Source organism: Haloferula sp. (assembly GCF_049672945.1).
Taxonomy (GTDB): Bacteria; Verrucomicrobiota; Verrucomicrobiia; order Verrucomicrobiales; family Akkermansiaceae; genus Haloferula.
Genome location: NZ_JBATWY010000059.1, coordinates 1 through 8,341, shown reverse-complemented (window position 1 = coordinate 8,341; position 8,341 = coordinate 1). Strand labels below are relative to the sequence as shown.

At 57.8% G+C, this 8,341-nt stretch carries 8 protein-coding genes and 1 pseudogene; 8 read left to right on the top strand and 1 reads right to left on the bottom strand.

Features of this window, described 5'->3' with window-relative positions; genetic code table 11:
- Window positions 1-622: pseudogene (locus tag WBG04_RS05425) on the bottom strand (hypothetical protein); the annotation flags it as partial.
- Between the two features lie 142 nt (window positions 623-764).
- Here WBG04_RS05425 and WBG04_RS05420 point away from each other — a divergent pair.
- From WBG04_RS05420 to WBG04_RS05385, 8 genes are all read left to right on the top strand, one after another.
- Window positions 765-1,235, top strand: a complete 471-nt coding sequence (locus WBG04_RS05420) for a GbsR/MarR family transcriptional regulator (RefSeq protein WP_424313361.1) — start codon at window positions 765-767, stop codon at window positions 1,233-1,235.
- A 32-nt stretch (window positions 1,236-1,267) separates the two neighbouring features.
- Window positions 1,268-1,783: a transcription termination/antitermination protein NusG gene (gene nusG, locus WBG04_RS05415; RefSeq protein ID WP_424313360.1), complete on the top strand. Its 516-nt coding sequence runs from the start codon at window positions 1,268-1,270 to the stop codon at window positions 1,781-1,783.
- 260 nt (window positions 1,784-2,043) lie between these two features.
- On the top strand, window positions 2,044-3,228 hold the full coding sequence (locus tag WBG04_RS05410; protein ID WP_424313359.1) for a UDP-galactopyranose/dTDP-fucopyranose mutase family protein: 1,185 nt from the start codon (window positions 2,044-2,046) through the stop codon (window positions 3,226-3,228).
- Window positions 3,225-4,541, top strand: a complete 1,317-nt coding sequence (locus tag WBG04_RS05405; RefSeq protein ID WP_424313358.1) for a nucleotide sugar dehydrogenase — start codon at window positions 3,225-3,227, stop codon at window positions 4,539-4,541. The genes WBG04_RS05410 and WBG04_RS05405 overlap by 4 nt, the downstream gene beginning before the upstream one ends.
- A gap of 73 nt (window positions 4,542-4,614) precedes the next feature.
- Window positions 4,615-5,553, top strand: coding sequence for a GDP-L-fucose synthase family protein (locus WBG04_RS05400; RefSeq protein ID WP_424313357.1), 939 nt, complete (start codon window positions 4,615-4,617; stop codon window positions 5,551-5,553).
- Window positions 5,554-5,645: 92 nt separating this feature from the next.
- Window positions 5,646-6,002 carry a four helix bundle protein gene (locus WBG04_RS05395; protein ID WP_424313356.1) on the top strand — a complete coding sequence of 119 codons (357 nt, stop codon included), beginning with the start codon at window positions 5,646-5,648 and terminating at the stop codon, window positions 6,000-6,002.
- Between the two features lie 94 nt (window positions 6,003-6,096).
- Window positions 6,097-7,212: a GDP-mannose 4,6-dehydratase gene (gene gmd / locus WBG04_RS05390; protein ID WP_424313355.1), complete on the top strand. Its 1,116-nt coding sequence runs from the start codon at window positions 6,097-6,099 to the stop codon at window positions 7,210-7,212.
- Window positions 7,213-7,336: 124 nt separating this feature from the next.
- On the top strand, window positions 7,337-8,329 hold the full coding sequence (locus WBG04_RS05385; RefSeq protein ID WP_424313354.1) for an NAD-dependent epimerase/dehydratase family protein: 993 nt from the start codon (window positions 7,337-7,339) through the stop codon (window positions 8,327-8,329).
- Window positions 8,330-8,341 lie beyond the last annotated feature (12 nt).

Genomic DNA, 8,341 nt, shown 5'->3' with positions numbered 1-8,341 from the left:
GATCGGAGGCGGTGAGAGCGGAAGTGTTTTGGCCGCTGAGCGTTGCCGTTGTTGGACCTGAGTCCTGAGACCAGCTGAAGGTCTGGGGAGTACCATTGGCCGTGGTCGCCTGAAGCACCAGGGAATCGGAGGGCAGCAGCAGCGAGCGGTCGGGACCGGCACTGACGGAGAAGATCGGGGGAGGCCCGTCGACGACGGTGAAAGTGATGGTTAAGGGGGTACCTTCCGTTCCGTTACCGCCTCCACCGGTGAATGGGGTGGCCGTCAGGGTGTGGGCTCCGTTGTTTAGGGAGCCGACAGTGTAGTCGCCAGCGGGGCTGTCGCCGTAGAGAGCATAGGGCGCGACGCTCTCGGTCTGATTGTGGGTGGTCGCTCCAGAAAGCGCGAATTTGACACTGCCCGTCGGATCGGGAGTGGTGATGGCGCGGATATTGAGGGCGGTGCCGGTGATCGAGGTGTCGATGACCGCTCCGTTGGGGATCGGACTGAATCCGGCCACCGGCGAATCGCTGTTGGCGTCGATAAGGACCAGAGAATCAACGCTTTGGGCATAAATGGCGGCTCCAAGAGCGGATAGAGCGACGACCCCTACGATGCGGATTAGACCGATTAGCGCATTCATCGAGAACCTATACATTGCTCTGAGGGAAAAAAGTAGGCGGCATTTTACGAAAGTTCATTTCAGATTGAACTCAATCGTATTTTGAGTTATGCCGCCCAGCGTGCCCAGCACCCGAGAAGAAGGAGCGACGCCCGCGATCGGCATGAACGACCTGGAAAAGCAGGTGGTGGATGTGTTCGTCGATGGCGTGCGCGTGCTTGGCCTGCCGCGATCAATCGGGGAGATCTACGGTTTGTTGTTCATTGCTCCTCAACCTCTTTCGCTGGACGACTTCGTCCTTCGTCTGGGCATCAGCAAGGGTTCGGCGAGTCAAGGACTGAGGAGTCTCAAAGACCTCGGAGCGATCAAGGAGACCTCCGGCGATGGAGTAAGGAGAACCTACTACGAAGCGGATGTGGAGTTGAAGCAACTGGTGGGAGGATTCGTCCGCGAGCAGGTGCGCCCCCATTTGGAAAATGGTCAATTGAAGGTCGGGCGATTGCTCGAAACCGTGGGCGAGGAGGAGGACCCTGAATTGCGGGAATTCTACGACGAACGGGTCGCAAAATTGGAAACTTGGATTCGACGTGGACGAATGGTGCTCCCTCTGCTTCAAAAGGTCCTCGGTCAATGACAGATTCAAGGAAGAAGCCTCTGTGGTATTGCGTGAAGACGCAAACGAAGAGGGAGCACATCGCGGCCGGGCACCTGCGTGAGTTGGAAGGGGTCGAGGTCTTCTGTCCGCGTCTTCGCTATCGGAAAGCGACGCGTCGCGGAAAAATCTGGTGGATTGAGGCCTTGTTTCCAGGCTACGTCCTTGCTCGCTTTGAACTCTTTGAAAATGAGCGGGCGGTGACGTATTCGCCGGGAGTTCGAGGTCTGGTTCGCTTTGGCACGGAGGTGCCCCCCGTTTCGGATGCTTTTGTCGAGGCCCTGAGAGAGGAAATCGTCCGCAATCTAGGGGATGAGGGGGTTGAAGACACGCTGACCGTCGGCCCCCAGATCGAAACCGGTGAAGAGGTCGAGATCGCCACCGGTCCCCTTGGCGGATTTCAGGGAAAGATCGTTTCGATCATACCCGGAAAAGAAAGGGTCAAAGTGCTCTTGGACTTTCTTGGACAACCGCAAGTCGTCGAGGTGGACCTGTTTTCGCTTCTCCTTCCGCGTAAGCCTCTTCCGTAGCTCGGCGGCCCCTCGAAGTTTGGGCTGCGATCTGTTCATTTTGGATTGAACAATTCACAAATTGGCTCATCGATGGTCCTGCGCTCAAGGCCTACGCGGGCCATTTGAGACCCATTCGACCCTCTCTAGCCCTCTGGTTTTGTCCACTCAGGACGAACGACCACGGGCGGTAGCGTGTTTAAACTCTGGATTTCCTAATGATCAAACAGAACCCTCAACCTTTTCGGAGCAGGCCCGCGATCGGTTTCGGTGTCTGAGCCATGGTTGAAGATGCCACCATTGATTTCCTGATTGTCGGTGCCGGTTTCTCCGGTCTGGTGGCCGGTGAACGTTTGTCCAGCGCTGGCTTCAAATGCGTGGTCGTCGACCAGCGCTCCCATCTCGGTGGGAATGCCTACGACTCGGCGGATCGGGGCGGAGTGCTGATTCATCACTATGGTCCCCACTACTTCCGTAGTAATTCGCAGCGGATCGTCGATTACCTTTCCAAGTTCACCGAGTGGCATCCCGTCTCTTATCAGATCAAGAGCTTCACGGACGGACGGTTCTGGAGCTTCCCGATCAACCTGAACACCTTTGAGGAACTGATCGGGCGTCCTTCAAGCACCGGGGAATTTGAAAACTGGCTGAAGGAGAAACGCGTTCCATTCGACAAGCCGAAGAACTCCGAGGAGGTCATTCTTTCCCAGGTCGGCCACGAACTTTACGAGCGTTTTTTCGAAGGCTACACGATCAAGCAATGGAAGCATCATCCGCGGGATTTGGATCCCAGCCTATGTGCGCGGATTCCCATCAGAACGAACCGCGACGACCGCTACCTTCGCGAAGAGTTTCAGGCGCTGCCGAAAGATGGTTACACGGCGATGTTCGAGCGCATGGTTGAAGCGTCACCGGACCTTGAGTTGCATCTTGGTGTGGATTTCGAAGAAGCCAAGGCACGCTGGAATTACCGCCATCTCGTTTTCACCGGCCCGATCGATGGTTATTTCGGCCGGCGCTTCGGGGCGCTGCCTTATCGCTCGCTTCGCTTCGAGCACGAGGGGTTTTCTGCGGATGAGTTGCGCGCTCGCGAAGCCATCTCCGGCAAAGTCGGATTCTGGCAGCCGGCGATGCAGGTGAATTATCCGGACCCGGAAGTTCCCTTCACACGGATTGTCGAAATCAAGCACGCGACGGGGCAGCAGATCGGAGCTTCGGCCATCACCCGCGAGTATCCGAGGGATTGGAACCCCGAGCTTGAGCCTTACTACCCGGTCCCCCGGGAAGAGGCATCCCTTCTCTACCGGCGCTACGCCGAGCTCGCTGGGAGGGAGGCTTCGACCAGTTTCATCGGGCGCTTGGCGACCTACCGCTACTACAACATGGATCAGGTAACCGGGATGGCCTTGACGGAGGCCGAGAAACTCATTGCGCGCTATGGGTCGACGGAAAACGCTCAGGCATGAAGACCGCCGATAAATTCAAAAGCAAGGAAGGCGTCGTCGGCGTGGTCGGCCTCGGCTATGTCGGCTTGCCGCTGGTACTTGCCTACGCCAATGCGGGATTCCGCGCCATCGGCTTCGACATTGATCCTTCGAAGGCCGAGGCCCTGCTGGCGGGGCGCAGTTACATCAAACACATTCCGAACGAGCAAGTCGCCGCGGCAAAGGCGTCCGGCAAGCTCGATGCCACCACGGATTTCGCCCGGGTCGCCGAATGCGATGCGCTGATTCTCTGCGTGCCGACACCTCTCGACGCCCACTTTGAACCCGATCTGAGCTACGTGGTCGGAACGATCGAGTCGATCGTCCCGCACCTGCACCCGGGTCAGATCATCAGTCTGGAAAGCACCACCTATCCCGGGACCACCGACGAGGAGTTGGTCACTCGTCTCGAAGCCGCGGGTCTAACAGCCGGGGAATCGGTTTTTGTCGTCTACTCGCCCGAGCGCGAAGATCCAGGGAATGCCCAATTTGCCGCGACGAATATTCCGAAGGTGGTGGGTGGCGTGACGCCGGCTTGTCTTGAAGCGGGCGTTGCCCTGTATGAGGCGGCCTTTGACAAGATTGTGCCGGTCAGTTCGTGCAAGGTGGCGGAGCTGACCAAGCTGCTCGAGAACATCTACCGGGCGGTCAACATCGGCCTGGTCAACGAACTCAAGGTCGCTGCGGATCGGATGGATATCGACATCTGGGAGGTGATCCGTGCCGCCTCGACCAAGCCTTTCGGCTTCAACGCCTTCTACCCCGGACCCGGTCTCGGCGGTCATTGCATCCCGATCGATCCTTTTTACCTGACCTGGAAAGCGCGTGAGTACGGCGTTCACACACGCTTCATCGAGTTGGCCGGTGAGGTGAACCGGGGGATGCCTGACTACGTCATCCATCGTACCATGGAAGCGCTCAACGAGCGGGGGAAATCGGTCAAGGGCAGCCGGATCCTGCTGATGGGTCTCGCCTACAAGCCGAACGTCGATGACATGCGTGAGTCGCCGACCTTCGCCCTGATGGATGGATTCAAACGCCTCGGTGCCGAAATTACCTACCACGACCCCCATGTGCCCGTCGTCGGGCCAACCCGCGAGCACATGGATTGGGCGGGCATGGAGTCCCTGCCATGGACCGAGGAAAATCTTCGGGTCCAGGACTGCGTCGTGATCGCCACGAAACACGACGCCTTCAATCTCGAAGAACTCGCCGCCTGGTCCGACCTGATCGTCGACACGCGCAATGCCATGGCTGAAACCCAGACCCGCGAGGGTTTGGTCGTCAAGGCGTGAAAAGGGTACGTAGGCGTCCCGCCTGCGCTATCTGTAAGTCACAGGCGGGACGCCTGTGCTCCTCTTTAAAATCATGAAGAAGATATTCATTGCCGGCCATCGGGGCATGGTGGGATCGGCCCTCGTGCGGAGTGCCGAGGCGCGTGGTGGCTTCGAAGTGCTCACTGCCACACGAGATCGTCTGGATCTTTGCGATCAGGCCTCCACCTTTACCTACCTCGCCGAGGAGAAACCGGACATCGTGGTCATTGCGGCGGCCAAGGTCGGAGGGATACATGCCAATTCGAGCTATCCTGCGGACTTCATCTACGAGAATCTCGTCATTGCAGCGAACCTTGTCGAAGGGAGTCGCCAGGCGGGTGTCGGACGCGTGCTTTTCCTCGGATCAACCTGCATCTATCCCAAGTTGGCGCCCCAGCCGATGCCGGAAGACTGCTTGCTGACGAGTCCGCTCGAGCCGACCAATGAGGCTTACGCCATCGCCAAGATCGCCGGCCTGAAACTCTGCCAGCATTACCGTGCCCAGCATGGCCTGATGTATCATTCGGCGATGCCGACCAATCTCTACGGCCCCGGCGACAACTACCACCCCGAGAATTCCCACGTGATTCCCGCGTTGATCCGGCGCTTCCACGAGGCAAAGGAGAGCGGCCTGGGCGAAGTGGCCATCTGGGGCACGGGGACGCCGCGTCGCGAATTCCTCCACGTCGACGACCTCGCCGCCGCCTGCTTCCACCTCCTTGATCTGAACGATCCGCCCGACTGGGTGAACGTCGGAGTCGGAGACGACCTCCCGATCATGGAACTCGCAAAGTTGGTCGCGGAAACGGTTGGTTTCAACGGCAAGATCGTGACCGACCCGACCAAGCCGGACGGAACACCGCGCAAGCTGGTGGATGTTTCAAAAATCCGTGCCACGGGATGGGAGCCCAAGGTGGATTTCCGAGACGGTCTCGCAGGTGCCTATCAGGATTTTCTGGCAACACTGCAAACGGGGGCGGCGCGACTTTGAGCGGGGAGCGGGGAGCGGGGAGCGGGGAGTCTGGAGCTGGGAGCTGGGAGCGGGGAGTTTGGAGTTTGGAGTCTGAAAAAATTTGTTGAGAGATGAGCGTGCGGTTTCGCTTTGAGAATCTGGAGATCTGGCAGCGAGCAGCAGCAGCGAGCGATCCCTTGTTTGATATCGCGGATCGAATGGAGGAGATGAAGCGATTTCGTTGGGCCGAGCAGCTCCGAGCTGCGGTCATGAGCATTACCAACAATATCGCGGAGGGCTCAGGAAGTGTTTCGAACGCTGAGTTCGCTCAGTTCCTTAATTTTGCCCGTCGGTCCGTATTTGAAACCGCCAACATTTTGATCCTCTTGAATCAGAGGGGTGTTCTGATCGAGCGTCCGGTCAAGTTGCTCGACGAACTCGAGGAAATCAGCCGAATGATCATCGGGTTTCGAAGAACCCTTCGATAACTCCCACCTCCCACCTCCCAGCTCCCAGCTCCCAGCTCCCAGCTCCCAGCTCCCAGCTCCCAGCTCCCAGCTCCCAGCTCCCAGCTTCCCCATCATGAAAAAAGCTCTCATCACCGGTGTGACCGGCCAGGACGGTTCTTATCTTGCAGAATTCCTACTGGAGAAAGGTTATGAAGTTCACGGCATCAAGCGCCGTGCCTCGTCCTTCAATACCCAGCGGGTGGATCACATCTATGAGGATCCTCACGTTGAGGGCTCCCGCTTCAAACTCCACTACGGAGACCTTTCCGATACCTCGAACCTGACTCGGATCATCGGCGAAATCCAACCTGATGAAGTCTACAATCTTGGTGCACAATCCCATGTGGCGGTCTCGTTTGAGGCTCCCGAGTACACGGCGGATGTCGATGCGATTGGTGCCCTGAGATTGCTTGAGGCGATCCGCTTTCTCGGTCTCGAAAAGAAGACCCGCTTCTATCAGGCATCGACTTCCGAGCTCTACGGATTGGTTCAGGAGATTCCACAGACCGAGACCACGCCCTTTCATCCACGCTCGCCCTATGCGGTGGCGAAGATGTATGCCTACTGGATCACGGTGAACTATCGCGAAGCCTACGGCATGTATGCCTGCAATGGGATTCTCTTCAATCATGAGTCGCCACGACGTGGTGAGACCTTTGTCACAAGAAAGATCACCCGCTCGATCGCCAATATCGCCCAGGGTTTGGAAGCTTGTCTGTTTCTCGGAAACATGGACTCCCTGCGCGACTGGGGGCATGCCAAGGATTACGTCCGCATGCAGTGGATGATGCTCCAGCAGGATCAGCCGGACGATTTCGTCATCGCCACCGGCAAGCAGATTTCAGTCCGGGAGTTCGTCCGGATGTCCGCGCTGGAAGTGGGTATTGAGTTGGACTTCAGTGGCGAGGGTGTCGATGAAATCGCCACCGTGACCGCCGTGTCCGGCGAAAATGCCCCGGCCGTCAAAGTGGGCGACGTGATCGTCAAGGTCGACCCGCGCTACTTCCGCCCCGCCGAAGTGGAAACGCTGCTGGGCAACCCTGCCAAAGCAAAGAAAATCCTGGGCTGGGAACCTGAAATCACGGTCGAGGAAATGTGCACGGAAATGGTGGCCCATGACCTCGATCAGGCAAAGCGCCACGCACTGCTTAAAGTCCACGGTCATCACGTCTCCTTTTCAAAAGAGTAGCCGAGCCTTCAGTGGCTACGCGAACACGGACTTCCAGTGCCCATCGGACCGTTCTATGTTCCCCCCGAATCGCCGAATTCATGACTGAATCCTAGGCGGCCATCCCCTTGCCCCAAAAATACAAATGAAACAACGCATCCTGGTCGCCGGTGGCGGCGGATTTATCGGAGGTCAACTCGCGCGTGTCCTCCTCGAACGTGGTCACGATGTCGTCGTTGCCGATGTCAAACCACAGAAACAGTGGTATCAATTGCATGATGCCGCCGAGAACCATGTCCTCAATCTCGAGGAGAAAGACGCCTGCTACAAGGCGGTCGAGGGTTGCGATCTGGTTTTCAATCTTGCCTGCAACATGGGCGGCATGGGTTTCATCGAGAACAACAAGGCACTCTGCATGATCAGCGTGCTGATCAACACCCACATGCTGATGGCAGCCCGTGATCTCGGTGTGAAGAAATACCTCTACTCGTCGAGCGCCTGCGTTTACAACGGTGACAAACAAACGGATGCTTCGGTGACCGCACTCAAGGAGTCGGACGCCTATCCAGCGATGCCTGAAGACGGCTACGGCTGGGAGAAGCTGTTTTCCGAGCGGATGTGCCGCCACTTTTACGAAGACTACGGCGTGGACGTGCGCATCGTCCGCTTCCACAATGTCTACGGTCCCTATGGTACTTGGGACGGCGGTCGCGAAAAGGCACCAGCCGCCATGTGCCGCAAGGTCATCGCCGCCATGGATTCGGGGAATCACGACATCGAGATCTGGGGCGATGGCGAGCAGACCCGTTCGTTCATGTACATCGACGACTGCGTCACCGGCCTCGACAAGCTGATGGCTTCCGAATTCCGCGAACCGATCAATCTCGGTCGCAGCGAGCTGGTCTCGATCAACCGCCTGCTCGACATCGTCGAAGGCATTGCCGGCGTGAAGCTCAATCGGAAATACAAGCTCGATGCTCCTCTGGGAGTGCGTGGACGCAACAGTGACAACACACTGATCCTTGAAAAACTCAAATGGGAACCTGAAGTCGATCTCCAGACCGGCATGGAGAAGACCTACCACTGGATCAAGGAAGAGTTCGAGAAGCGCAAGCGCGGCGAACACGTGATCCAATAATCCTGCCCCGCC